The organism is Tepidiforma sp., assembly GCF_026419595.1.
Taxonomy (GTDB): Bacteria; Chloroflexota; Dehalococcoidia; order Tepidiformales; family Tepidiformaceae; genus Tepidiforma.
Genome location: NZ_JANZZD010000095.1, coordinates 1 through 675, shown reverse-complemented (window position 1 = coordinate 675; position 675 = coordinate 1). Strand labels below are relative to the sequence as shown.

The window sequence follows — 675 nt, the reverse complement described above, 5'->3', positions numbered from 1 at the left end:
GCTCTACGCCCGGCGGAGCCCGGAGGAGACAAAAAACTCGTTCGCCGCCTCGCCGACGTTCTCCTGAACGGGCGGGGCGCGATTCCCGAGGAGGTGGCCTGGGTGGCCGTCATGGACCGCGTCGGCGGCTATCTCGATTACCTGGCGCTGCTCGGGGCAGCGCGCGACTACGACGACGTCCTCGCCTGGATGCAGGCGGAGGCCGAGGCGCGCGCCATCCGGCGGCTCCGGGGGGAGTGAGCGGTGTCCGCGGGGGCCGCGAAGCTCACCTTCGCCATCCGGGCGGTGAACGAGGCAAAGGCGGCGATGGATGAGGCCCGCCGCGACCTCGAAGGGCTGACCACCGCCGCCGAGGAGACGAACGGCCGCTTCGGGGCGCTGGGGGGCGCCGTCGGCGCGCTGGGCAGCTCGATGCAGGCGGTCGGCAAGGCGGCGATGGTCGGGCTCGCCGGCGGGCTGGCGGCCGTCGGCGGCGGAATCGCGAGCGCGCTGAAGGCGAGCGCCGACTTCGAGAAGCAGCTGAACATCGTCGCCTCCGTGGCCGGCGCGACGGGCGCGGAACTCGCCGCCCTCAAGCAGACGGCGCTCGAGCTCGGGGAGTCGACGGCGTACTCGGCCGGCGAGGTGACGCAGGCGATGGAGGTGCTCGCGGCGAACGGGATCACGGCCCGCGAC

At 73.8% G+C, this 675-nt stretch carries 2 protein-coding genes; both read left to right on the top strand.

Annotated elements, in window-relative coordinates:
- The coding region (locus N2041_RS14540; protein WP_297679320.1) for a hypothetical protein at positions 1-240 on the top strand (240 nt) is incomplete at its 5' end.
- Positions 241-243: 3 nt separating this feature from the next.
- Positions 244-675 (top strand): phage tail tape measure protein (locus tag N2041_RS14535; protein ID WP_297679318.1); only part of this gene is annotated, 432 nt, incomplete at its 3' end.